Annotated in this window: 23 protein-coding genes; 8 read left to right on the top strand and 15 right to left on the bottom strand. The window is 52.2% G+C overall.

All coding sequences use genetic code 11. From position 1 onward, the window contains the following. Positions 1-696: 696 nt before the first annotated feature. Positions 697-2,328 carry an S-layer homology domain-containing protein gene (locus AC0LWT_RS38345; RefSeq protein ID WP_474687202.1) on the bottom strand — a complete coding sequence of 544 codons (1,632 nt, stop codon included), beginning with the start codon at positions 2,326-2,328 and terminating at the stop codon, positions 697-699. Positions 2,329-2,802: 474 nt separating this feature from the next. Between AC0LWT_RS38345 and AC0LWT_RS38340 the strand changes: the two genes are divergently transcribed. Next, a complete protein-coding gene (locus AC0LWT_RS38340) occupies positions 2,803-3,504 on the top strand; it encodes a response regulator transcription factor (protein WP_474687201.1) in 702 nt (233 codons plus the stop codon). A gap of 50 nt (positions 3,505-3,554) precedes the next feature. Here the strand turns inward: AC0LWT_RS38340 and AC0LWT_RS38335 are convergent, their stop codons facing one another. After that, complete coding sequence (locus AC0LWT_RS38335) at positions 3,555-4,295, bottom strand: DUF554 domain-containing protein (RefSeq protein ID WP_474687200.1); 741 nt, start codon at positions 4,293-4,295, stop codon at positions 3,555-3,557. A 122-nt stretch (positions 4,296-4,417) separates the two neighbouring features. Here AC0LWT_RS38335 and AC0LWT_RS38330 point away from each other — a divergent pair, with 122 nt between their 5' ends. The 3 genes from AC0LWT_RS38330 (at position 4,418) to AC0LWT_RS38320 (ending at position 6,314) form a co-directional block, all read left to right on the top strand. Beyond that, entirely contained in the window at positions 4,418-4,663 is a 246-nt protein-coding gene (locus AC0LWT_RS38330; RefSeq protein ID WP_474687198.1) for a hypothetical protein, read from the top strand. A gap of 136 nt (positions 4,664-4,799) precedes the next feature. Then, a complete protein-coding gene (locus tag AC0LWT_RS38325) occupies positions 4,800-5,444 on the top strand; it encodes a thiamine diphosphokinase (RefSeq protein ID WP_474687197.1) in 645 nt (214 codons plus the stop codon). A gap of 432 nt (positions 5,445-5,876) precedes the next feature. After that, a complete protein-coding gene (locus tag AC0LWT_RS38320; RefSeq protein ID WP_474687196.1) occupies positions 5,877-6,314 on the top strand; it encodes an organic hydroperoxide resistance protein in 438 nt (145 codons plus the stop codon). 125 nt (positions 6,315-6,439) lie between these two features. On the opposite strand, the gene araD is transcribed toward AC0LWT_RS38320, so the two are convergent. The 5 genes from araD to AC0LWT_RS38295 all read right to left on the bottom strand — a co-directional run bounded on the left by araD (position 6,440) and on the right by AC0LWT_RS38295 (position 12,660). Beyond that, positions 6,440-7,129, bottom strand: coding sequence for an L-ribulose-5-phosphate 4-epimerase (araD, locus tag AC0LWT_RS38315; RefSeq protein ID WP_474687195.1), 690 nt, complete (start codon positions 7,127-7,129; stop codon positions 6,440-6,442). Positions 7,130-7,368: 239 nt separating this feature from the next. Next, the gene (locus tag AC0LWT_RS38310; RefSeq protein ID WP_474687194.1) at positions 7,369-8,601 is read right to left on the bottom strand and encodes an S-layer homology domain-containing protein; all 1,233 of its coding nucleotides are present in this window, start codon (positions 8,599-8,601) and stop codon (positions 7,369-7,371) included. Positions 8,602-9,189: 588 nt separating this feature from the next. Then, positions 9,190-9,642, bottom strand: a complete 453-nt coding sequence (locus AC0LWT_RS38305; RefSeq protein WP_474687192.1) for a hypothetical protein — start codon at positions 9,640-9,642, stop codon at positions 9,190-9,192. Positions 9,643-9,906: 264 nt separating this feature from the next. Further along, complete coding sequence (locus AC0LWT_RS38300; protein WP_474687191.1) at positions 9,907-11,616, bottom strand: methyl-accepting chemotaxis protein; 1,710 nt, start codon at positions 11,614-11,616, stop codon at positions 9,907-9,909. A gap of 174 nt (positions 11,617-11,790) precedes the next feature. After that, positions 11,791-12,660, bottom strand: coding sequence for an RNA polymerase sigma-70 factor (locus AC0LWT_RS38295; protein WP_474687189.1), 870 nt, complete (start codon positions 12,658-12,660; stop codon positions 11,791-11,793). A 159-nt stretch (positions 12,661-12,819) separates the two neighbouring features. Between AC0LWT_RS38295 and AC0LWT_RS38290 the strand changes: the two genes are divergently transcribed. Both AC0LWT_RS38290 and AC0LWT_RS38285 read left to right on the top strand, forming a co-directional pair. Then, positions 12,820-13,386 (top strand): RNA polymerase sigma factor, encoded by a 567-nt coding sequence (locus AC0LWT_RS38290; RefSeq protein WP_474687188.1) that lies wholly within the window; start codon positions 12,820-12,822, stop codon positions 13,384-13,386. Further along, positions 13,373-14,632 (top strand): hypothetical protein, encoded by a 1,260-nt coding sequence (locus tag AC0LWT_RS38285; protein ID WP_474687186.1) that lies wholly within the window; start codon positions 13,373-13,375, stop codon positions 14,630-14,632. The genes AC0LWT_RS38290 and AC0LWT_RS38285 overlap by 14 nt, the downstream gene beginning before the upstream one ends. 830 nt (positions 14,633-15,462) lie before the next feature. Here the strand turns inward: AC0LWT_RS38285 and AC0LWT_RS38280 are convergent. The 6 genes from AC0LWT_RS38280 to AC0LWT_RS38255 form a co-directional block, all read right to left on the bottom strand. Next, entirely contained in the window at positions 15,463-15,990 is a 528-nt protein-coding gene (locus AC0LWT_RS38280; protein WP_474687204.1) for a YfiT family bacillithiol transferase, read from the bottom strand. Between the two features lie 52 nt (positions 15,991-16,042). Further along, the gene (gene pelA, locus AC0LWT_RS38275; protein ID WP_474687184.1) at positions 16,043-17,002 is read right to left on the bottom strand and encodes a pectate lyase; all 960 of its coding nucleotides are present in this window, start codon (positions 17,000-17,002) and stop codon (positions 16,043-16,045) included. 110 nt (positions 17,003-17,112) lie between these two features. Then, positions 17,113-18,123, bottom strand: coding sequence for a type 2 periplasmic-binding domain-containing protein (locus AC0LWT_RS38270; protein WP_474687182.1), 1,011 nt, complete (start codon positions 18,121-18,123; stop codon positions 17,113-17,115). A gap of 540 nt (positions 18,124-18,663) precedes the next feature. Beyond that, complete coding sequence (csaA, locus tag AC0LWT_RS38265) at positions 18,664-18,993, bottom strand: chaperone CsaA (RefSeq protein WP_474687180.1); 330 nt, start codon at positions 18,991-18,993, stop codon at positions 18,664-18,666. Then, on the bottom strand, positions 18,981-19,412 hold the full coding sequence (locus AC0LWT_RS38260) for a VanZ family protein (RefSeq protein ID WP_474687179.1): 432 nt from the start codon (positions 19,410-19,412) through the stop codon (positions 18,981-18,983). Before AC0LWT_RS38260 ends, csaA begins: the two co-directional genes overlap by 13 nt. 6 nt (positions 19,413-19,418) lie before the next feature. Continuing rightward, on the bottom strand, positions 19,419-20,228 hold the full coding sequence (locus AC0LWT_RS38255) for a GNAT family N-acetyltransferase (protein ID WP_474687177.1): 810 nt from the start codon (positions 20,226-20,228) through the stop codon (positions 19,419-19,421). 65 nt (positions 20,229-20,293) lie between these two features. Here AC0LWT_RS38255 and AC0LWT_RS38250 point away from each other — a divergent pair, with 65 nt between their 5' ends. Together AC0LWT_RS38250 and AC0LWT_RS38245 are read left to right on the top strand one after the other, a co-directional pair. Then, positions 20,294-20,560: a YkgJ family cysteine cluster protein gene (locus AC0LWT_RS38250; RefSeq protein ID WP_474687176.1), complete on the top strand. Its 267-nt coding sequence runs from the start codon at positions 20,294-20,296 to the stop codon at positions 20,558-20,560. Positions 20,561-20,961: 401 nt separating this feature from the next. Continuing rightward, positions 20,962-21,843, top strand: coding sequence for a hypothetical protein (locus AC0LWT_RS38245; RefSeq protein WP_474687174.1), 882 nt, complete (start codon positions 20,962-20,964; stop codon positions 21,841-21,843). Between the two features lie 168 nt (positions 21,844-22,011). Here the strand turns inward: AC0LWT_RS38245 and AC0LWT_RS38240 are convergent, their stop codons facing one another. Both AC0LWT_RS38240 and AC0LWT_RS38235 read right to left on the bottom strand, forming a co-directional pair. Beyond that, positions 22,012-22,359 carry a hypothetical protein gene (locus tag AC0LWT_RS38240; protein ID WP_474687173.1) on the bottom strand — a complete coding sequence of 116 codons (348 nt, stop codon included), beginning with the start codon at positions 22,357-22,359 and terminating at the stop codon, positions 22,012-22,014. 27 nt (positions 22,360-22,386) lie between these two features. Then, the coding region (locus AC0LWT_RS38235; protein WP_474687171.1) for a cohesin domain-containing protein at positions 22,387-22,831 on the bottom strand (445 nt) is incomplete at its 5' end.

Below are 22,831 nucleotides of genomic sequence, written 5' to 3'. Positions count from 1 at the left end.
CGGGCTACGCGGACCGGACGCGGCACGGGAGGCGGCGCGGCGGGCCAGGGGCGGGCACCGCGGACGGCGCGGCACGGGAGGCGGCGTGGCGGAACGGGGGCTGCGTTTTGAGCGGTGCAAGACTTGGTACTGACAGAGTACGCGGACCGGCGCCCGTTCCTGAAATGCTTGCTCGCTAAGTAGCGTAGGCAATGTGCAGAAAAACTCAAAAAGCCTGCAAAAGTACATCTTTTTGCTGCTTAATGTGCTTTCCTCGAATAATTCCTGCAAATCTGCAGGTATTTTAGCCGAAATGCCGGCTCGGCCCCGTTCTGGTCGGAAATTCCTGCACTTTCGCAGGCTTTTCCCCGGAACGGGTCGTTTACACCGGAAATTCCTGCACTTTCGCAGGTTTTTCCCAGAANCCGAAATGCCGGCTCGGCCCCGTTCTGGTCGGAAATTCCTGCACTTTCGCAGGCTTTTCCCCGGAACGGGTCGTTTACACCGGAAATTCCTGCACTTTCGCAGGTTTTTCCCAGAACGGGTCGTTTGTAACGCAAATTCCTGCACTCTCGCAGGTTTTTCCACGGGACGGGCCGCTTGCACCGCGAAAACCTGCGCTTTCGCAGGTTTTGCGCGGCCGGCCGCCCGGGCGGCAAAAAAAGCCCTCCAACAAGTGGAGGGCGCTGCAAAGAGCTCCCCGCGGTGCGGGGGGGCTTATTTTTTCAGCTGCGGCGCGATGCGGCTTAGCAGCGATGCCATTTCCGCGCGCGTCAGAGACGCTTGCGGGCGGAACGTGCCGTTCGCGAAGCCGTCGACGACACCCATGCGGCTCATCGCCGCAATGGCTGCGTACGACCAGCTTCCCTCCGGCACGTCGGAAAAGCTTGCCTTCGCCGCTCCGCCGGCCGAAGGCACGTTCACAACGCGGGAGAGGAGCGCAGCCATCTGCTCCCGCGTTATGGGTTGATCCGGGGCGAAGAGGTCGCTGCTGATCCCCTGGATCAGCCCGTGCTGCTTCGCCAGCGCAATTTCCTGCCGGGCCCAGTGGGTGGCCGGCACGTCGTTGAACGATGCGGCGGCTGTGCCCGCATCGCCGGTCAGTCCCAGCGCGCGGACGAGAATGACCGCCGCTTCCGCCCTCGTGAGCGGCGCGTCCGGCGTGAACGCGCCTGTGGAGGTGCCGACCATCCAGCCGCGGTTCGCCACGTCCAGTACGGCCGACTGCGCCCAATGGGTCTGCATATCGTCGAAGTAAAAACCGTCCGCCCACAGGCTGTAATAGTTCCAGGTACCGTTAGCGGCCTGGTTCAAGCTCCAGCTGCCGGTGCCTTTGAGATTGTACCGTTTGACGAGCTCCAGCTTCTTTTTGATCGACTGCTCGTCTTCATACCAGACGGTGTAGCTGCCCGGAGGAAGACTTTCCCCGTTCACAGTCGGCAGGACGTCCGTCGGTTGAATGACAAACGTGGCGGTCGGCGATTGGCTGGCCAAATCAAATCGTTTGTTGCCTTTATACGTCTTGATCAGCTGCTCGATCGTCTGGTTGGACACGCTGGATCCGTTAGAAGCCGGATTCTGATTCCAGTAACGGCCGTAAAAAGGAATCCCCAGCACGATTTTATCGGATGAAACCTGCGTCAAAGCGTACTGAATGGATTTTTCCACAAAGGACAAACTAGCTACAGGTCCCGGATCCGGATCCCCTGGGTAACTTTCGTCGTAAGCCATAATCATCAAATAGTCGCTGTTCTGGGCGAGAGCTTTGTAGTCGTACGCTCCCAGCCAGCTCGCCTTATCTCCCTCCGGGTTGGCCGGCACCGCCACGGAAACTTCCTTGTCAGCCGGCAGTTTGGCGCGTATAAGCCGGATCATATCCGTGTATTTGTCCCGGTAGGACTTGTTCACATTTTCAATGTCCATGTTGACGCCGTCCAAATTGTTCGCCTTGACCATTTCGGCCAACTGGGCCGCCAGCGCTTCGCGTTTATCAATCGCCGTTTCCCCGGTATTTTCGTTGTAATCGTTGCTTATAAAAGGAACGACCCGTTTCCCTTCCTTGTGCATGGCATCTATAAAAGAAGCATCGAAAGTCTCCGAAACTTGCAATGTTCCGTCCGATTTCAAATCGATATAATTGGGAGAAATCGCATCCAGCGCTTGGCCGCTTTTATCCACTTGTGAGACGTAAGACTGCGGATTGCCCGAAAACAAGTACGACATGTTGAATTTCCCCTGTTTTGCTGCGGCCTCCGCATGTACGGCCTGGTTCTGTCCCGTCGTGATGATCCCCGAAGCGAGGGTCAAGCCGACAGCCGCGATTTTCAAGCTTTTTCCCCATTTTCGCACCTTGGTGTCATCTCCTCGTTGTCTATTTGCCTTCTCTATCATGCAAGAAAGACGGTTGTTTAGCAAACTGTAAATACTGGTCCGGTTAAAAAGTTGTACGCTCTCATTCAAAAGTTATCCACAAACCTTCCACACCACCGCCTCAGTTCACCCACAGGATTTCAGGTTTTATCCACAAAATATACACATTTATCCACCTGCCAAATAGCGGTTATCCACATTGCGTCTTGTTCTTCTCCGTTTAACTTTTTGCCCGCCTACTTCGTCAAAACTATGACCGGAGGCTGTACCGGCCCAATACATCGTTCAAGAGTTTCATTGGAACCCGGACTGCGGTCCCAGACAGATTTAAACAATATGGAAATAAAAGGATAGAATCGGGACGAGAATCGTTCTATAATGAAGTGTAGGCCTGAAATGGGAATCACTTACTTTCAAAATAGAGACTTGACATAACCGGGGAGGATTCCATGCATGTCTGGAGAAAAAATACTTATCGTTGACGACGAGCCGGATATTGTCGAATTGATCCGACTTTATCTGGTTCGGGAAGGCTACGAGGTTATTAGCGCAAATAACGGGCAGGACGTTTTCGAGATTGTTTTGCACCAGCGGCCCGATCTTATCATATTGGATATTTTATTGCCGGGTTTGGACGGAATTGAAGTGTGCAGACAGCTGCGCAAGACGCATAATACGCCGATTCTTTTCCTTTCGGGCAAAAGCGAAGATATTGACATCATTCTGGGACTTAGCATGGGAGGCGACGATTACATAACCAAGCCGTTCAGTCCAAGTCAACTGGTCGCCCGGGTCAAAGCGCATTTGCGGCGAAACTCGATCCTCGATAAACAGAAAGACCATCCTCAGCTCGTTAAATACCCCGGGTTAGAAATCGATTTGGTCAGCCGCATCGTCAAAGTGACTGGACAGCCTATCTCCCTTTCCGCCAAAGAGTTTGACCTGCTGGCATTGATGGCCAAGACGCCGAACCGCGTCTATAAAATCGAACAATTATTTGAAATCGTATGGAGCCTCGACAGTATCGGAGATCCAAGAACGCTTATCGTACATATCAGCAACCTGCGGAAAAAAATCGAGCCCAACCCCTCCGAACCGCGATACATTATCACTGTTCGGGGAGTGGGCTATAAATTTAACAGCTTCTTTGCTTAGTGCGCGGCACATGCAAGAAGCTTTTTTTCGTTTGTCCCGGGCGGCGGGTTTTAGTGGAGCAGCTTCGCGTACAGCTCGGCGGCGTATTCCTGCAAAGGAACGGATACGGCCGCGATGAGCAGGGCGGGGAGCATGTTGCCGACGTTGATTTTTTTAATATTGAGCAGATTCAAACCGACGCCGATGACAAGTACGCCTCCGACCGCAGTAATTTGCACGATAATCGCCTGCAGGGAAGCGTCGCTGAACGCCGTCGCTATCAAAGCCGCCGCCATGGCGATCGCGCCCTGCAGCACAAACACCGGCCCCGCGGAAAATATGACGCCTATCCCTAGCGTCGAAGCCAAAATAATCGACAAAAACCCGTCCAACAGCGCTTTCGTGTACAAAATGTCATGATTATGCCTCAGACCGCCGTCCAGCGGACCAAGTATCGCCATCGCCCCGATGCAGTACACGAGAGTCGCCGTTACAAAGCCCTCCGATATGCCGGGCGTACCGTTTCCCTGCGTCTTGCTTCGCATCCGGTTTTGCAACCAGTCGCCAAGCCGCGCAAGCCTGTCCTCGATCCGCAGCAGCTCCCCGATGATGCCCCCGATCACAAGGCTGATGATAACCGCTAAAATCCGATCCGATTTGAGCGCCATCGCAATGCCCAAAACCGCTATTGCCAGCCCGATTCCTTGCATAACTGTGCTTCGTATGCCTTCCGGTATGCGCGGCAGCATGATTCCCAGCAGCCCTCCCGCGACAATAGCCAGCGCATTGACAATCGTTCCCCATAAAGCCATGCTGCACGGTTCCTCTCTTGACGACATATCTTTTCATCTATTTCATTCTACATGATCCCGCTCATAATTTCCTCCACCCTTGGAAACCGTATGTATAGGCTATGAGAAAGGAGGACTGCTGCATGTCTAACGATAAAACGATGGACCCGATGAGCGGAGACATGGTCGAAACCGACGGTGTCTATGCCAACGAAGACGGCCGCGAAGTGACCCTCAAGCGGGGCGACGAGTTCCCTGCCGATCTTGTCTTGGGCCGAACGACCTGGGAAATGAAGGGCTTTTCCATGGATGAATCCGATATTGATCACAATTTTAAAGAGAACACGCCAATGCGAAAACAGAAGAGCAGAGGTCTGAAGAGGGTATAAGCTTTTGCGGAATTTTCCGGGTTGTGCTTACAGCTCGGTTTTTTTCTGTCTATGGAATCTGTCCGATGGACTCCGCCCGCCAGACTCCTATGCTATAATATAGGTTAATTCTATGAAAACGTTAGGAGATTTCGATATGTCAGGCAAGAGGATCGTCATTGTTACCGGAGGCGCTCTCGGAGATTGGGTTACACAAGAAATTCGGCAGGACGATGTGCTGGTCGGCTGCGACCGCGGCGCATTATTTCTCATACGCAGCGGTTTGCGGCCGCATATCGCTTTGGGCGATTTTGACTCCGTATCGGCGGAGGAACTGGACGAAATCCGGGCGGCCAGCCGCGAGTTCGTCGATTGCGATCCCGTACTCAAAGATTTGACCGATACGGAGATGGCTTTCGAATGGGCGATGGCGAACGCCCCCGGCAGCATCGTGCTCCTGGGCGCTCTCGGGACGCGCTTTGACCATTCCCTGTCCAACATCCATCTGCTGCGAAAAGCGGCGGACCGCGGCATCCCCTGCACCATTATCGATGCCTGCAACGAGGTCATTGCAGCCGTCAAAGGACGGACGAAGATCCGAAAAAGCCGGTACACCCATGTCTCCTTGCTGCCCTTGAGCATGGAAGTGACAGGGATTACGCTTCACGGATTTCAATATCCGCTGCATCAAGCAACCTTGCAAATCGGGCAGTCGCTGGGCGTCAGCAACGTGCTTGTGGAAGATACGGGAACCATCGATATCGACTCCGGCTATTTGCTGGTAATCCAAAGCAAGGATTGACTCCTCTGCAAACGGTGCCTTCCGGCCCGGCCACGGGGCTGCTTCCCTTGCAGCCCCCGCTACGCCTGCATATGGATGCAGCAAACCTATTTCATCCACTTCACTCCTTTAAATACCCCCGGCACATCGCACCGGCCCCCCGTTTGCAAGAAACACCCGTCGGATATCCGGCCCGAACGTGCAGCACGTCAGAACGATGAAAATCATCGTTCGAGATGCGTGCCGACGTCTAACTTTCCCCTCACACTTATGCATCCCGTATCCACATTTGGTACAAACTAAACCGGTCTCCAAAAATTCGAATTGCGGAGGCATTTTTTTTCATGACTCCGTCTTGACTTTTGTCGCTATATGCAGTAAATTAAATTGTATAAAATTAATTTGTACACAATTAATCAAACAAAAACCAAACGCAAAAGGAGCTTGATGACCATGCAAAACTTATACACAGCAACTGTAACGGCAACAGGAGGAAGAAACGGATCGATCGTCTCCAACGACGGCGTCCTTAAACTCGATGTGCGGATGCCCAAAGAACTGGGCGGGGCCGGCGGCAACGCTACCAATCCGGAGCAATTGTTTGCCGCGGGGTATTCCGCTTGCTTCGACAGCGCCCTGAACCTGGTCATTCGCAACAAGCGAATCGAAGTCCAGGGTACCGAAGTGACGGCGCACGTAAGCATCGGCAAAGCTGACGACGGCGGCTTCCAGCTAGCCGTGCAGCTGGACGTCAAAATAGACGGCGTAGACGCGCCCGTCGCCAGAGAATTGGTCGAAGCCGCGCATCAAGTGTGCCCTTACTCCCGCGCAACCCGCGGCAACATCGAAGTGAACCTGAACGTAGTCGAATCCGCAGGCTTCTCATTCTAAAGCCGCACCCGCTCGTTCAGCCTTTGGAAGCCGCCGGGCCCGTCGCTCCGGCACATTTTTGCCTTCGAAGTCGCACGCACTTGCCAAAAAAAGCAGCCGGCTCTCCTCAGCCGACTGCTTTTTGCTTATTTTTGCCCGTAGTAGGCGTTTGCTCCGTGCTTTCTTAGGAAGTGGCGGTCCAGCAGCGTCTGGTCCATAGCGCCGATGGACGGGTTCAGGTGGAACGTACGGTACGCGATTTTCGCGACTTCTTCGAGAACGACTGCGTTATGAACCGCGTTGTGCGGGTCTTTGCCCCAGCTGAACGGCGCGTGACAGTTGACCAGGACGCCCGGGATCATCGACGGGTCCTTGTCTTTGAACGTCTCGATAATGACGTTGCCCGTCTCCAACTCGTAGGCGCCTTTAATCTCCGCTTCCGTCATAAGACGGGTGCACGGCACTTCGCCGTAAAAATAATCCGCATGCGTCGTACCGAGCGCAGGAATGCCTCTGCCCGCTTGCGCCCAGCTTGTCGCCCACGGCGAATGCGTATGCACGATGCCGCCGATCGTCGGGAACGCGCGGTATAGGGCCAGATGGGTCGGCGTGTCCGAGGAAGGCTTCAGCTTCCCTTCCACGATGCCGCCTTCCAAGTTGACAACGACCAAATCCTCGGCCTTCAATTCTTCATAAGGCACGCCGCTCGGCTTGATCACCACAAGACCTTGCTCGCGGTCAATCCCGCTCACATTTCCCCATGTAAACGTCACAAGCCGATATTTCGGCAAATCAAGGTTCGCTTCGAGAACCGCCTGTTTCAAGCTTTCCAGCATTGTGTTCAACACCTTTCCGGTAATGTGGGTACTATTACAGTCATTATACACTTGTACGTACATGTTTGTCATACATCTTTTTTCTTTGCTTGTTTTGGATGGACTTGTATGTACCACATTCGCCCCAATCGGCGGAAAATATGCTGCATAGACGCGACCGCACCACCGCCGCAAATCGAAAAAGCCGGCTGAGAAAAAGCAATCTCAGCCGGCCGGCAGCAGCGCGTGCGCTTCTGGTTTTATTTTAAGCGGATCATCGAAAAAACAAGCGTCTTCCCGTCCGGTTCAAGCCGGGTTTCCACAGAATAACCGCCGATTTGCTGCGTACCGGTTTCAATCGCTTCCTTCGCAGCCGCCTTGGCGCACATGTCGGAAAAATGCCGGTAAAACGTTTCGGCATCGTATCCGAACAAGAAATCCGTAAACTTGCGGATGCTTTCCGTATTGCGGGCCAGTGTGCCTTCTTCCAGCCGCACCGTGACGCCGTAGGTCTGAAACTGCGGGTCGAGCCACAAGGAAACCTCGCTGCTGCTGCGCGCTTCAAGCGTCGCCCCTTTCACGGCCTGCTCCTTGGCATCCGCATCCCGGAACAGACGCAGCGTCGTCTCTTCCAGGTCGTAGTTCGTCCCCCGCAGCTTGCCGGCCTCTTCCATCACGCCGTAGGCCTGGAGCATCGTTTTGTCCGGGAACACGAGCTTCTTGTAGCTGCCGTCCTTGGTCGGCACGATTTTCACAAACTGCTCGCTCTCATTCGATACGGCGATCCGCTGCGATTTATTTTGCAGGCGTGCGATAATCCGCAGCGCTTCCGCCCGGGTCACATTCACGCCGACGCCAAAATACCCGTTCGGGTAGCCTTCCATTATGCCTTTGGCCATCACTTCGCCGATGAACTTTTGCTGTCTGTCGGAAGCGCTTTGGAAATCGCCGAATCTGGAAGCTGTAGCGACACTGTACGTCTCGTCTTCCAAGTACTCCGTTTCCTTGAGCAAGTAATACAGGATTTCAGCGACATCCTCGCGCTTCAGCTTCGCTTTATAATCGGAAAATTGGCCTTTGCTAATAAAATGGAGATCGCTCGCCAAATCCAAATAAGGCTTCGCCCAATACCCGACAGTACTCGGTTTAAACGAAAAATCGCGGTAATCCTGCTGCAAAATGCTTTGATTGCCGCTGCTGAGCGCCTGCAGGAACGCGGGTTTCCATTTCCGTTCTCCGTTCGGGTATACATCGGTAAAGGAAAGCAGCACTATTTTCACAAACTGATCCGCCGTAACCGAATCGTCGGGACGAAACGTGCCGCCCGGGAACCCGTCCAGTAATCCCTGCTGCGCCATCTGTTGGATCGTTTGCTCGGCCCAATGGCCTTGAATGTCCGTAAACCCGGCCGCTTCGCCCGTTCCCGGCACGGCTGCGGCAGCTGCCACTACGAGCAAGATTAAAAGCGATATCATCTTTTTCAACTTTATCATCAACGACTCTCCGCTTCTCCATGGTGAATTTTGGCGAAATATCGCGCCTTTCCTAGGATAATGCTTCATCCGGGCTTTGAAAACCTGCTAAAAGCCTAGAATCGCCGAGACAAACGGGACTATGACGGCTGGGACTCCAGCCGCAACAATGCAGGAACAAACCACTTACCCCCAACCTTATACACAACTTATCCACAGACGGCAATCCCTCTAACGCAGCACCGGCCAGACATCATGCTCAGAAAACATGTAATGGCATCACAAGCACCCGCCTGCTGAAAACAAAATCCCTATCTCTTCACTTACGTCACTGCCCCACCACCGACGCCGTACGCAAAAGCCTGCAAAAATACATCCTTTTATGCCGAAGTAGACTCATTTCAAAATATTCCTGCAAATCTGCAGTTTTTATCGCCCAAACTCATGCTCAGCCCCATCGTCGGCGGGAATTCCCGCGCAACAATCGCAGGCTTTTTCTCCAAGCACGAAAAAGCCCATCGCCTAGGCAATGGGTTTCCTTTTTTTCGTACTGCTGCCGGTTTGGCGCTGCTTTCGCGGCGTTTCCTGCGGCAAGTTTCCAGCTGCAAACTACCCGATTTTCCGGCCGGGCCCGACCAGGACTGTTGAATTGTAATACCGGAGCCACTCGGTAAAATGCTGCATTTTGTACAAATAATCCGCCGCGCTCGCTCCGTACAAATATCCGTACTTTTCCAGCTTCAGCGTTTGGTGCAGCTCCCAGCCGTTCATATACAACGCTTTCACGAACGCCTCTTCCGTCTGGGGCTTGTACAAATCCGTCCCTCTGGAAATCTCGACCTCTTCGATGATCGCTCCCATGTAGTAGGGATACACGTTCACCTGATGCCCCAGATCCACATAAGCCAGCCCCGTGTACTCATAGGGAAGCCAGACGAGGCTGGTCTTCATGTCGCTTAGTTTGACTGTATATGCAAGTCCCATGTTCAATGCTACCGGTTGCGGAAAATTGTTGATTTGTCCTGAGCGGATATGCTCCCAAACATGTTCAACGAAGTTCATGATGTTCTTCCTTCCATTAGACGCTCTAGGATTTTATAAAGCCGGCCGTAAGACCCAAGTTCGCGGGATGAGATAAACCTCAGCGAGGTCTTCTAAGATGTGAGGGCCGCGTTAGAGGTAGCCTGAGCGAAAGTACCTATTGCAAATAGTACAATTTTATCAGCAACTGTTCAACTGCTTAAATAAAATCAATGGAAATCCCGACCGATTTTTTTCCTGCCACCGGTATGCTGCAGCGTTGAACGGAACCGGAACAGCCGGCGCCTACACCTTAAACTGCCGTACGGCTTCATGCAGCGCCTGTGCCGATTCCGTCAAATGTGTCACAGAGCCGGTTATCTCCTGCATCGCGCCCAGCTGATTCTGGGTATGCGAAACAATCGATTGCGACTGCTGCGCCGATTGTTTGGCCAGGTGCGCCATCTCGGAGATGGAGGCGGATACTTCTTCGGCTCCCGCGGACATTTCCTGCGAAGCGGCGGACAGATCCTGCACCTGCTCCGAAATGCTTGCAATGGAGCGGAGAATACCGCCGAACAAGGCGCCGGTCTCCTGAATCAGCCGCACCCCTTGGCCCACCTCGTCCCGTACCCCGCCCATTGCAGTTGCCGAAGCCAGGGCATCCTCCTCGATGCCTGCGATGTTGGCGTTAATTTGCGCCGCCGCTTGCGCAGACTGCTCGGCGAGCTTGCGCACTTCGGATGCGACAACGGCGAATCCCCTGCCTTGTTCGCCTGCTCTGGCCGCCTCAATGGAAGCGTTGAGCGCCAGCAAATTCGTTTGATTGGCAATGCCGGCGATCAAATTTACGACTTCATGAATTTCCCGGACGCGGTTTCCAACCCGGTCGATCACTTCCGCGGACGATTGGACTGAGTGTTCGATGCGCATCATTTGATCGATCGATCGGGTAATGGCCTCATTGCCTTGTCCGGCATCCCCCTGGGCTTCCAGCGACGCTTCGGCCACGGAAGATGCGGATTCCGCGACTCTCTGAATGCCGGTCGCCATCTCCTCCATCGCTCTGGCGCTTTCGGATGCCCCCTGATCCGCCGCGGCATTGCCCGCAGCTACCTGATCGATCGCGTGCGCTATCTCGCCCGACGATTTGATCGTCTGCCGGGCGTGCGCCTCCAGCTGTCCGCCGGATCGGCTGACGGTTTCCGCATTCGCGGCAGCCTCCTGAAGAAGCGCCCGCAGCCGCCCGGCCATTTCATTGCCTGCCGCGATCAACTGGCCGATCTCGTCCCTGGTCCTGCCCTCCAGACGGCCTGTCAAGTCGCCCTCCGCGATGCCCCGCAAAAACCGGACGGCCTGTCCGACAGGCTTCGTAATCATCCGCTCCAGCGCAAAAGCCAAAATCAGGCCGATCACAACGACCGCAGCGCTGGACAGCAGCATCGTGCGGTCAAGCCCGGTCAAGCTGTGGTCAAGCGAGCTTTGCGCTTCTTTATATCCTTGATCATAAGCCGCTATGAACTTGTCGAGCAAGTCGAAAGTCTTGTTTTTTGCCTCGTCCGTGGCGTCATCCGCTTTTCTGTATTGCTCGTTCAGCTGCTGCAAGGTTAAGCTTTTTTGATTTTTATAGATCGATTCTACCTGGTCGAATCTGTCTACATAAGCATGCGCCTGGACAGACAGCTCTTTCGCCAATTGCTTTTGTTCATCCGTCCGAGCCGTGGCCGCCATGCCTTCTACCATGTCCAGAAACTGCTTTGCGTTCGTTTTGTGTTCTTCGATGACATCGGGATTGTTGTTAATGATCAAATCGGCCTGGTTGCTGTATAAAAGCCCGACCATACTTTTCAAGGAAAGCGCCGTCTTCTGGTTGACCATCATCTCAGTTTGCTTCTCTATACTCGACTCTGCGGAATGCTCCATCATATAGGACAAAGAGGCTGAAACCATAAACAGCAAAATTAGCGCAACAAAACTCATTAAAAATTTAAATCGAATGGAATGAACGAACGCCACCGAAGACACCGCCTTTTGGGAGTAAAAGTAAAGTCGAATATTGTCGAAAAATGATATATTTTATTCGCACTCACGCTTTCTACCTTTAGCCGTCGTACTCCTCCAAAAAGAGTGCCAACCCTCGGTCAATTTGCCGCAGCCGGACTTAAAACCCGTGCCGATTGCGAATTCTGTTTATGGAATATACAATCCATGCAACTTATCCGGATTTCTCATAAAAAATATGTGGCGGATGCCGCCGCGCTCATCCATTTCAAATTGGATGGCCGTAACGATTTTTCCTTGCTCGGCAACAAGAATAGCGTCCTCGCCGTTGATCGGAGCGATATGATAAGTTTGCGTTTCGGCGTATTTGGCGCTGATTCCCAGCAAAAATTTCGTGATGCGCTCGCGTCCCGGAATAGGCCGTATCGCTGCATTCGCCTTGCCGCCGCCATCGGAATAAACGACGACATCCTCGGTCAGCGAGCGGAGGAACAGCTCCATATCGCCCGTATTCGCTGCGTGCAAAAATTGCTCGGCCAGATTGCTGCGCACCGGCCCGGCCGCATAAACCCGCGACTGCTGCTCGTCGTGCAGCTTTTTCTTCAACCGGCTGAAAATTTGCCGGCAGTTCGTCTCCGATTTGCCGATGATGTCGCCGATATCCGCGTAATCGTACTCGAACGCTTCGCGTAAAATGAAAATGGCCCGCTCGACCGGCTTCAGCTTCTCCATGTAAACGAGAAACGCGTACGAGAGCGTCTCTTCCCGTTCGACCGCATGCAGCGGATCGTTGTCGCTGAGCATAAGCGGCTCGGGCAGCCACTGCCCTACGTACAGCTCTCTTCGCTTGCGCGCCGACTGCGCGTAATCGATGCAGCGGTTGGTCACCATTTTGCATAGATAGGCTCTCGCATGCCGCATTTGCTCCGGCTCAAGCTGCTGCGCGTTCATGAACGTATCCTGCACCATGTCTTCCGCATCCGCGACGGAACCCAGCATCCGATACGCGATAGAAAACAGAAGCGGCTTGTATTGATGGTACAAATGTTCTATATCCAAAGGATTCACTCCTTGATTTCAATGTTACCTTTCAGTATACCTGATCCGAACCCCATTCATAGAGACGGTTGAAGGACACATTTTGTGACTTCAATTTTTTTATTCGACAATGCGAACTTTTTTGACTTCCGCTGCGTCTAATTTAGGAGAGGTGAGAGTATGGAGACGACCGGTGTCCATGTATTCGATTATTTGAAATATGTATCCGAAACGACGGATCAAAAAGCGATTCTGCGCAATTTGATGGAGGCTTACGGCAACGATGTATGGAACTATGCGTTCAGCATCTGCCGCAATATGGACCTGGCCGACGACATCACCCAGGACGCTTTTCTTAAAGTATACCGCAACCTGACCACATTCCGCGGCGAAGCTTCCGTGAAGACTTGGCTGCTTACCATTACCCGCAATACCGCCTACGATTATTTGCGCAAAGCGTTCTGGCGCAAAGTTACGCTTGTCGGCTTCATCCATTCCGCAGGGACGCACCATTCCGCGGAGACGGAAGCGATGGAGAAGCTGTACGCCAGCGATATATGGAAAAAAGTGATTTCACTCCCTGCGAAGTACAGGGAAATTTTGATTTTGCACGCGCATTACCAGCTTTCGACCAAAGAAATGGCCGCCGTCCTGAACATATCGGAAGGCACCGTTAAATCCAGGCTCCATCACGCCAGACTGAAGGTGCTTCAACTGAAGGAGCGTGAAGCGCGTGAACTCTCCTGATCCGGAAGATTTACATAACGATTTGGATTCGGGACCTTTAAGAGTACCCGGATTCACGCCAGACATGCAGCGCGAGATCGAATCCGCCATCGAACGAAAAGAACGCTCCAAACCCCGGATCATGCCTCTGGTTTGCATTGCCGGCCTGGGCGCGATTACTGCGGTTTTTCTGCTTTTTCCGTGGGAATCCATCAACTCGAAAAGCAACGCCGCTTCCATCGCGGAGACTGTCGCCAGCGCGGAGGCGCAGACTCTCGTCACTACGCCGGCGCCGATCAATACCGCCCTGCTGATCGGGCTGAGGACGGAGCAGGAAAACCAGGACAGCGACCGGAAGCCCGAAACGCTGCGCTACAGCACTTACAGAACGATGCTGATTGCCCCTGTCCGCGGGCAGCTGCAAAAAACGTCCGAAGGCAGCGGCATTCTCATGCCCTACAAGCAAAATTTCTGGAAAATCGATTCGCTTGTCGCGAAAACGCAGACGGACGAAATTCATTACTTGTCCGCGCATCTGGCCGATCAGCCCGCCAAGCCGGAAGTTTTTGTCGACGATCCGGAAGAAAAGATGACCCGCGTCGAAACGCTCGTGTTCGCCGGCAACCAGTATTTATCCGTCACCGAAGCGGAGGAAGCCTGGCACGGCAATGCACCGTATCAAGCCGATCGAATTTGGGTGCGCACGCTGCCCCAGCTGAAAGAAGGGCATACCACCCAGTTTTATAATAAGCCTGCCGACAAAAATCATGTGGCCATCGCAGACGTATACGATTCCAGCGCCAAGAACGTTCTCGTCAAGCTCTCCGAGCAAAAGCAATGGAAAGGGCAGTCCAGCGAGATTACCGGCCAAAGCTGGACGATTGCGCGGGCTTCCGGCCGCTGGATCGGCAAAGTCGCGGAGACGCCGCCGGCTAGCTCAACGTCGCCGGACCGCTACACGCTGCACGACTTCCCTCGCGAGCTGCCGGATAAAGTCGTCAGCCACGATGAGCTCGGTTCCTCCTGGATGGATATCAAAGCATCCTGGCCGAACGCAAACGATGCCCTGACTTCGCCGATGAACGATATGATCGTTATTTTTGAGTCGGGCAAGCTGAAATTTTATCCTTTCGGCCAAGCGCCGAACAACGACCCGCAGCTGACGGTCGACTTGCAGCCCGGCGAACAGTTGGTCATGGCCCAATGGGCGACCGACCACTACGTACAGGACTGGATCGATAAAGCAGCCAAATATTTGTCCTATTAGCAGCGTGAATAGAGCAACACCCGGCCCGGCTGACTCATGCGCGGAAAACCTGCGAAAATCCTTGATGCGGCGCCCCGTGCGTATCCTTTCCGCAAAAGCATACGGCGATTGTCCAGAGCGTTGAAAAGCTCGCACGCAGGAGGCGGCACACCATTTGGCAGCGCGTAGAATGGAAGCCTGCAAAAATCAGACCGCCCCGGAAGGTCACGACACTTTGTCAGGGGTTAGGGGGAACCAGAGGGGCCCGATTAGGGGCGCAGCCGCTTGTTCTGGGCGTGCGCCTCTCCCGGCGTAGGTCGTGGAACTGCACAACTGAGCCTGGGCATGAGGCGGCTTGATAGCGAGAAAACCTGCAAATGTGCAGGTTTTTCCTGTGGAATCGCCTCATTTTGGCGAAAAACCTGCGAAAGTGCAGGAATTTTCGCTGAAAGTGAACCTGAGCCCATGTCCCGGCTGAAAAGCCTGCACAATTGCAGGAATTCTTCACGGCCAACGTATCGAGGACGCAAATTCATGTACTTTTGCAGGTTTTCTTTGTTCAGCCAGGCAGATTGTGGCTATCGCTTCTGACAACTCCCATGACGCCGTGGCCGTCACTTCATAGAATGAAAATACTGCGTTCTATTTTCGTATAAAGTGCAGGCTTTTGCGCGCCGATGGACCTGCTGCGCAGGATTCCTGCAAATTGCGCAGCAATTTCCTGCGAATACATGCGCTCAGCCGCATTGGAATCGATAAAGCCTGCACTTTCGCAGGCTTTATCACGCCGCCGAGCCGGCTAAGTGAAAAAACCGTCGTGCAAGCGCAGCTTGCCGACGGTTTTGTGCGTTTTACCAGCCCATGCGATCGCGCAGGCGGGTGATGTGGGCGATATGATGGTTGCCATGCCATGCATAGAGGCCTATGTTCCAATCCAGGCGGATCGTGGCGCTGGATGCCGGGTGAATGAACGTGCGCGCCAGCTGCTCGCTATGCAGCGACTGCAAAAGGAGCATCCAGCGGCGGTGCAGCGCGTCCAGAAGCGACAGCGACAGCTCCACAGGCGCGGATCTGCCGTCGCTGAGCTCGGCCCAGCGTTCCTCGTAGTAGGGCCGGATCGTCGGTTCATCCTCCGTTAAAGCCAGCTTGAAACGGGTGTAGCTGTTGATGTGGCTGTCCGCGACGTGATGGACCACCTGGCGCACCGTCCAGCCTCCGGGCCGGTAAACCGTGTCCAACTGCTCATCGGACAGTCCTGCGACTGCCTCCGCGAGTCTGCGCGGAGCCGACTCGATGTCGGCCAGCCACTGCTGCAGCTGCTCCCCGGAAATATCCCCTTCGTGCTCGAACAATCCGATCGGATAACGCAATTCATCCATAATGACGACCTCCTGAATCATTTTCACCTAGTATAGCGCTCCTTGCCCCTCATTACTTTATTATACTTGATGGCCAGGTACCATACCACAGATAGCCTGTTCTTCTCTCCTGATCAATATCACTGAGCTTGTATTTCACGACGCCGTCACGGCCTACGAATATGGGCTTATTAGTGCCAAGCTCGTAAAAACGCGACCAGATCGGCGTTTTTACGCTAGGATCATTTTTAACAATGACATCATTACCGGTCTTGACGACACTGATTCCGGTAATTTTGACCGCTTTGAACCAGTCTTCGGCGGCTTTGATGGCGGCGGCGATTTGCGTAGTGGACGTTCTGCTTTTCAGGAATTTCACAATAGGCACACTTTCCTTGGCGCTAAGCGAAGGAACCTCGTAGATTCTTGCCCCTGCAGGCTTCAGTGTACTGGAGTCATGCTGTTGTCCCCACGCGGTCAATTTACCGTTTGTCACGACTTGCGTTTTTAGTATACAATCTACTCCCTTAGCGACAGCTTGTTTGCTTTTGCCGGCCAGGGTGCTGTCAATGAACGAAAAGTCTCCTTTTTTATTTGCAACCTCATCCAGCAGGATCATAACATTAATCATGGCATCATCATTGTAGGTAATGTGTGTATGATAACCGGAGCTTTGGTAAACTTGCGGCCACCCGCCATTGGCATACTGCATGTTGAGCAGGAAATTGATGCCCTTAATGGCTGCAGCGGAATATTTGCTGTTATTGGTTTTTTTAAATTCGCTCGCCAATCTTCTGATTTCCGTATAGGTAGCTTTGTTATCAATGGTGGACTTGGCCCATTCGCCGCTTGTTTCCGCGTAGTCCTTCTTCCACCCGCCATCAGACTGCTGGTTGTTCAGAATATCCGAGATGCTTGCCGTAGTGCCCGAAGCATCCGCGGCCCAAACGGTTGAAGCAGGCTGCAATAATACGGCCGGTACAGAAAGAAACATGGAGAAGGCTAAAGCAACAGTTATCGTACTTTTTTTCATTTCAAATTCTCCTTTACCTTTTCATAGTGTGATCGAAAATCGGATGTATCCTTTTTGGCATCACCCCCTTTATTGCATTTATGGTCTGGGACAAGAGCTAACTCTTTGCATTATTTCTTTTGGCTCTGGGTATACGATTCTTGATATTCCTGAATCATTTTATTGCCTCCTGCCGCCTTCCACTTCTCAATTTCAGCCTTCCAACCGGCCTCATCGATTTTGCCCATAATGAACTTGGTTTCAGCGTCCGTTATCATCTGTTCCAATTCCTTGCCTCGCTCGGAGAACGTTGCAGAATTAAGCGTCAAAGCCGGATTCGGCACAATAAATTGTTCATTTGTTTGACTAATTTCCTGGCTCCTGCGGAACAGATCCGGCTGCTTCATCGCTTTCGCAATATTGTAGCTCTCGCCACGATGCGGCAGCGTATCCCGGTATGGCTTCACTTCTTTCAAATCCGCGTCGCGGTCAAGTGGTTCTGTAAATTCGCCCTTATCCACATAGTGCTTGCCCTCGATGCCTTTCACGATTAGATTCGCCATTTGCGGATCAAGCAGCTTGTCTACGAAGGAAAGGACCTTCCTGAACTCAGCTTCTGTTTTCACGGAAGATTTAGGAATCGCCAAGAAGCCGGAATTGCCGCTTTCCCCCGGGAACTCGGCGGCCATTCGCTCCCTCCACGGGAGCGGCTCCGATGACGCATTCGGAACGACCTTCACGATTTTATCCTGCCAGCTTTGCGCATTGCCGCCGGAAATACGAATGCCTGCGCGGCCGGATTCGTAAGCTTTATCCACTTCCGCCGTATCGACGACAGGGAAATCCTGATTGATCAGTTTTTCATTGTACAGTCGTTTGAATAATTTCAGCGTTTCAAAGAAAGGTTCAGTCATAAACTCCGGCGTAAAGATGCCCTTCTCAACCTTCCATTTAGCCGGTCCTCCTTGGGAAACGGAAATTCGTGTCAACGTAGAGCTAACATCCTGGTTGTATTTTTTCTCCAGCATAATGCCATAGGTGTCATTTTTTCCGTTTTTATCAGGGTCATCTAAAGTAAACGCTTTAATTACATTGTACCAATCGTCCGATGTTTTGGGGGACTGGAGATTCAGCGCATCCAACCAGTCCTTTCGGTAATGAATGACGGCGCTATATACTTGCCAAGGGGAACCTAAACCATCGTAATCCTTGCGGGCCTCCTTCTTAACGTTGAGAAGAGTTTTATCAGATGAGTTTAGTAACGCGATTTTTGAAAGCGCTTTATTTTCGCTCCAATCTTCGCTGCCGGCGGCCACATTTGCCCGGTAGTGTGAAGAAAAGCCTGCAAAAATACATGAATTTGCACCCTCAATGCACTGTTCACGACGAATTCCTGCAATTGTGCAGGTTTTGCGTCACGTACAGAGGCTCAAGTTCATTTTCAAGGAAAAAACCTGCATTTTCGCAGGCTTTCTCCAAAATGAACCGTTTATACAGAAAAAACCTGCACTTTCGCAGGCTTTCGCGCCCCTTAACCCGTTCATGGGCGGCTGCGCCGTCTTCGCCGTCTCGGGCCGGATCCCGGAGCAGCCACCGTCTTGCGGCTTCAGGGGCTCCTCTCCCGGTTGACTCTCCGACCAGGATGCTTGTCCTGCGCGCCTCTCAGCTCCCAGCCGTCGCGCTCAGGCGATCGGCGTGCCGTTCGCTACCGGGACATCGGGCTGCAAGAGCACGACGTCGCCTTCTTCCGGCGTTCCGCCCAGCACGAGCACTTCGGACTGAAATCCGGCGATGCGCCGCGGAGGAAAATTCACCACAGCCACGACCTGCCGGCCTATCAGCGTCTCCGGGCGATACCTGTACGTAATTTGCGCCGAGGACCGTTTGATGCCAAGCTCCCCGAAATCGATTTCTAGCTTAATCGCCGGTTTCCGCGCTTCCGGAAAAGGCTCCGCTTGCACGATCGTACCGATCCGAATATCCAAAGATAAAAACTCATCTATCGCTGCCATACTTTTTGCCTCTTTCCCAAAAAAATCGCAAACATGGCATACCCCAACCCCGCTCCCGCAGCATTCAAAATAATGTCATCCGTATCGAAGCTTCCCCGCTTTGTAACGAGCTGCAGCAATTCCAGTACGAATACCCCGGCCAACATGACTGAAATAAACTTGCCAAAACGCCACCGGAACAAATAAGGCAGGCCCAATCCAAACGGTACGAACACACCGATGTTTCCGACGATGTTGATGATCCATGTTTTTAGCGGGTAATGTTCCCTGTTGAAGAAATAGTCGTCAATCGTCCGGAAAGGAATCAAATTATACCGATATTCGCTGAAACCGGCATGACTTCTTCCAAATCCGAAAAACATCCAATATATCAGGCAGCAAGCATACAAAATCATAGCATATCGAACCAATCTAAGCACAGGCGGCTACCTCTGCGTCCAGGTGGCTCTCGTATACGCCAATTGCATGCCTGCCCGCTGCATATTTCTGAAGCTAACCGAAGCGTACGACGCTTGTCCGGCCACTAGCCGGCATTGATGCTTCTCAGCCTCATGCAGCCTTCTTTCGATCAGCGCTTTTTGCACGCCTTTGTTTCTGAACGCCGGAAGTGTGGCGGCAAAAGTCAATGAAGCGAGCCCGCTTTTCATATACATAACGCCAACGCCCGCCGGCTCCCCGCCAACATGTCCGATGAAAAACTTCCAGCCTTCCCTTTCGAAAAGGACGCTGTTATTTGCCGCCACAAAACTTTTGCCGTCCGGAGACAATCCCGTCCCCAGGCAATGAATTTCGGCATACAAATCGAACTCGTGCTTGTCCAGCGGACGAACCGTCACCCCCGCCGTCGCCTCCCGGGGTCCGCACTCATGAGGCAGGCCGGCCAGGCTTGCATGGAAACCGGACTGGCAAAAGCCTTTTCCGGACAGCGCCCCGAACAGTTCGCCGCTCGCTTTTAAAGGCGTAATTTCAAATTGAGGCCGCCCCTCCCGCTCCTGATAAAACTGCAAAATATCGTCCAGCAGATCGATTTCGCGGGTGCTTATTCCTTTTACCGTATTGAACTGCGGCCAGGGCATCTTTTGGCTGTAAAACGCGGTCGCGCCGCCGAAAGCGCGGATTTCCACCCCCATCGGATTCCCCGGCCGCTCTTGGATAGCCGTCATCCGATCAACCATGTAGTCAATTTCAGAGCTTTCAATCGCTTCCGCAGCGGCAGCGTCCCAAAGCAGCGGCATCGCACATCCTCCTAATCGGTTAATGCTATAGTAAGAGTATAACTTATTTTGGAGGTAATTTCCTGATGGAATGTCGTACCGGATGTGCCGCCTGCTGTATCGTCATCTCTATCTCTTCGCCCATACCCGGCATGCCGAACGGCAAGCCAGCGGGCGCCCGCTGCGTCCAGCTTACGGCCGATAACGCCTGCAAGCTGTTCGGCCATCCCGATCGGCCCGACGTGTGCCGCAGCCTCCAGCCTTCGCCGGATATGTGCGGGCAAACCGATGAGGAAGCTTTTCGCCGCTTGGCTTTTCTCGAAGAGATCACGAAACCGCCCGCCTGCGGTTAAAACAATTAGAATGAGGGGAGACGCCGAAGGCAGGAGCAAGTCTAGTTTTGCATAAGATCTTTCCCTGCCATCTTCAACTGGAAGTATTGCGGAATACCTGCCTGGAGCCATCAGTTTTACACACTACTATGATCTTCCAGAGGTAACTGCTCAAGTGTCGGGTACTTCGATTATAGACACAGATAATGTATATCACTTTGCCTATAGTATTTATGGCGGGTGATGGATCGACTCATAAAGAAATCACCACAGTATAGCTTTTTTCAATATTTGTTCATTTTTGGGACAAGCCATATATTCATTCCATATATGCTTTGTCCGATATATAATACAAACAGGGTAACTTTACATTATACATACGCCTCAGATTGCCTGTTACAAACATGACAGGAGGAAATAGGATGAATTTTGGGCCTCTTAGAGCACAACAAGCGGTTCTTAACTCTAGTAGCTTACGGATAAATCCGGCAAGCAAGCAAGGAGTTCCATCACCCCAGCTTCATGAAGAAAAACTCTCCCGATTCGTTGTTCAAGACTCTATGGAGATTAGTGAGACTGGCAGACAACTGGCGGAAGGAGCTATTGTCTCACAGGCTGCCAAGTATTTCGGTACAACACAGATCAATGATTCATTAAACCGTGTTTTGGAAGGTCAGCCAGAAGAAGTGTCCAATGCAGTGTACAATATGATTCAATCCAATTTTATCGTCGACGGAACGGTAACGGATGAGAATCAGCGGGCTGTATTGCTAGAGATGGGAGTTTCCCAATCCAAGTATATTGCTGACCATTATATGAAGGGCGATAAGGCCAAAGAATTTCTGGAAACCATGAACCAGATAGCTAGAATTGCTTTGACACGATCCATTGATCCAGAGAGCGGAGATATTAGTTACACGACTCCAACAGATCGTCCGTTAGGTGCTCCTGAGGATTACGTCAAACTGTCGGAAGTGATGAAACAGGCGGATCCTCAACAATATGCGGCATTCATGAATGACATTAAAGGTGGAGGTAATGGACTGAGTCAACTGTTAAGTTTTGCGCGAAAGGTCCCTCAACACCCCGAATGGATTAACAAATACAAGGAACGTACGGGACAGACTGAAGAACTGTTAAATAACACACAGTTAAAGAATCGGTTTGACAAAGCTGATACGACTTCGGCTTCCGCGTTTATGAACAGTATGCAAAATCTTCTTAAGGAAGCTTCCGCTACTCAGGACTCTTACATGCAGAATATGCGGGGATTTTTTCGGAACTTGGGTGTTCAGGTTGGTTAAAACCTTCAAATAATTTTACTCGTGATATTGAGGAAGCACCTCAAACTTGGGCATTAACGCCTTCGTTTGAGGTGCTTTTTCTATTTTGGCCGAAGCGAGTCTGTAAAGCTCTTTGAAAAAAAGAAGACCATAAACGAGGGCCGGGGCTTGTTGTCTACCTACAAACTACTATACGATTTCCCAAAAAACTCCTGTAGTTTCAAAGTTAACAATAATAACATCATTTTCACTTGTGAGTACTAGCTTTACTTGCTCTAAAGCAGGGTTTTCTTTCGTTGGAGTAACTGTAACTTCTAGTATTTCATTGCTGTCAGGAACGAATAATTTTGGTTCTGTCTCGTATTCTTGAACATTGGAAAAAGTTAGTAACCCATTAGTTATCTCGGGCTGTTCTTCTCTATAATTTGACTGTTTCCAGTTACACAATTCTAACTCCAAAATTAGTTTCTGGGCAATTAAAGATACACCTATAATGCCGGCTATCCATTTATAATATTTGTTGAAAAAGCGTTTCACGCCATCACCCTCGCTATGATCTGCATATTATTTGGCAACAACGTCGATTTGGGCTTCTCCACTCGCTTTAGCCTTCAGGACGATCACCGTGATTTCCCCGGACCATGAAGTCCCGGGCACCATATTTTGACTGTTCTTGAATGTGATTTGTCCAGGTGTATAAGCAACCGTCAGGTTGGAGCCCGGAATCTTCCCTGACTGCATGACATCCCGCTGCGGCGTGAAATTGTACAAATCGACGACTTCCAGTTGATTCGGATCATACGTGACTACATACGTCAATTCGCTGAAATCCTGAACGTTGAAAGCAAGCAGCGACAAATCGAAGCTTTGCCCTTCCGTTACGTTGACTGTGTACGTCGGGCTCGTTGTGCTCTTCACAATCGCGTTGCTCCATGCCGTTACGCCTGTTTGGTTTTTCGCCCTTAACCGGTACGTATGCGCCGTTCCCGATGTCAGCTTATCATGTGTA

The sequence above is a fragment of the Paenibacillus sp. sgz302164 genome, assembly GCF_056120505.1.
The sequence above is the reverse complement of the archived record's forward strand: the minus strand, read 5'-3'. Positions and strand labels throughout refer to the sequence as shown.

What these genes read in the sequence shown, in the direction of transcription:
- AC0LWT_RS38335 (WP_474687200.1), bottom strand. Translation starts at nt 4,295, where the DNA reads ATGGCTTTATGGGGAACGATTGTCAATGCGCTGGCTATTGTCGCGGGA.
- AC0LWT_RS38245 (WP_474687174.1), top strand. Translation starts at nt 20,962, where the DNA reads ATGAATTTTGGGCCTCTTAGAGCACAACAAGCGGTTCTTAACTCTAGT.
- AC0LWT_RS38340 (WP_474687201.1), top strand. Translation starts at nt 2,803, where the DNA reads ATGTCTGGAGAAAAAATACTTATCGTTGACGACGAGCCGGATATTGTC.
- AC0LWT_RS38250 (WP_474687176.1), top strand. Translation starts at nt 20,294, where the DNA reads ATGGAATGTCGTACCGGATGTGCCGCCTGCTGTATCGTCATCTCTATC.
- AC0LWT_RS38255 (WP_474687177.1), bottom strand. Translation starts at nt 20,228, where the DNA reads ATGCCGCTGCTTTGGGACGCTGCCGCTGCGGAAGCGATTGAAAGCTCT.
- AC0LWT_RS38290 (WP_474687188.1), top strand. Translation starts at nt 12,820, where the DNA reads ATGGAGACGACCGGTGTCCATGTATTCGATTATTTGAAATATGTATCC.
- pelA (WP_474687184.1), bottom strand. Translation starts at nt 17,002, where the DNA reads ATGAAAAAAAGTACGATAACTGTTGCTTTAGCCTTCTCCATGTTTCTT.
- AC0LWT_RS38320 (WP_474687196.1), top strand. Translation starts at nt 5,877, where the DNA reads ATGCAAAACTTATACACAGCAACTGTAACGGCAACAGGAGGAAGAAAC.
- AC0LWT_RS38280 (WP_474687204.1), bottom strand. Translation starts at nt 15,990, where the DNA reads ATGGATGAATTGCGTTATCCGATCGGATTGTTCGAGCACGAAGGGGAT.
- AC0LWT_RS38325 (WP_474687197.1), top strand. Translation starts at nt 4,800, where the DNA reads ATGTCAGGCAAGAGGATCGTCATTGTTACCGGAGGCGCTCTCGGAGAT.
- AC0LWT_RS38330 (WP_474687198.1), top strand. Translation starts at nt 4,418, where the DNA reads ATGTCTAACGATAAAACGATGGACCCGATGAGCGGAGACATGGTCGAA.
- AC0LWT_RS38310 (WP_474687194.1), bottom strand. Translation starts at nt 8,601, where the DNA reads ATGATAAAGTTGAAAAAGATGATATCGCTTTTAATCTTGCTCGTAGTG.
- AC0LWT_RS38305 (WP_474687192.1), bottom strand. Translation starts at nt 9,642, where the DNA reads ATGAACTTCGTTGAACATGTTTGGGAGCATATCCGCTCAGGACAAATC.
- araD (WP_474687195.1), bottom strand. Translation starts at nt 7,129, where the DNA reads ATGCTGGAAAGCTTGAAACAGGCGGTTCTCGAAGCGAACCTTGATTTG.
- csaA (WP_474687180.1), bottom strand. Translation starts at nt 18,993, where the DNA reads ATGGCAGCGATAGATGAGTTTTTATCTTTGGATATTCGGATCGGTACG.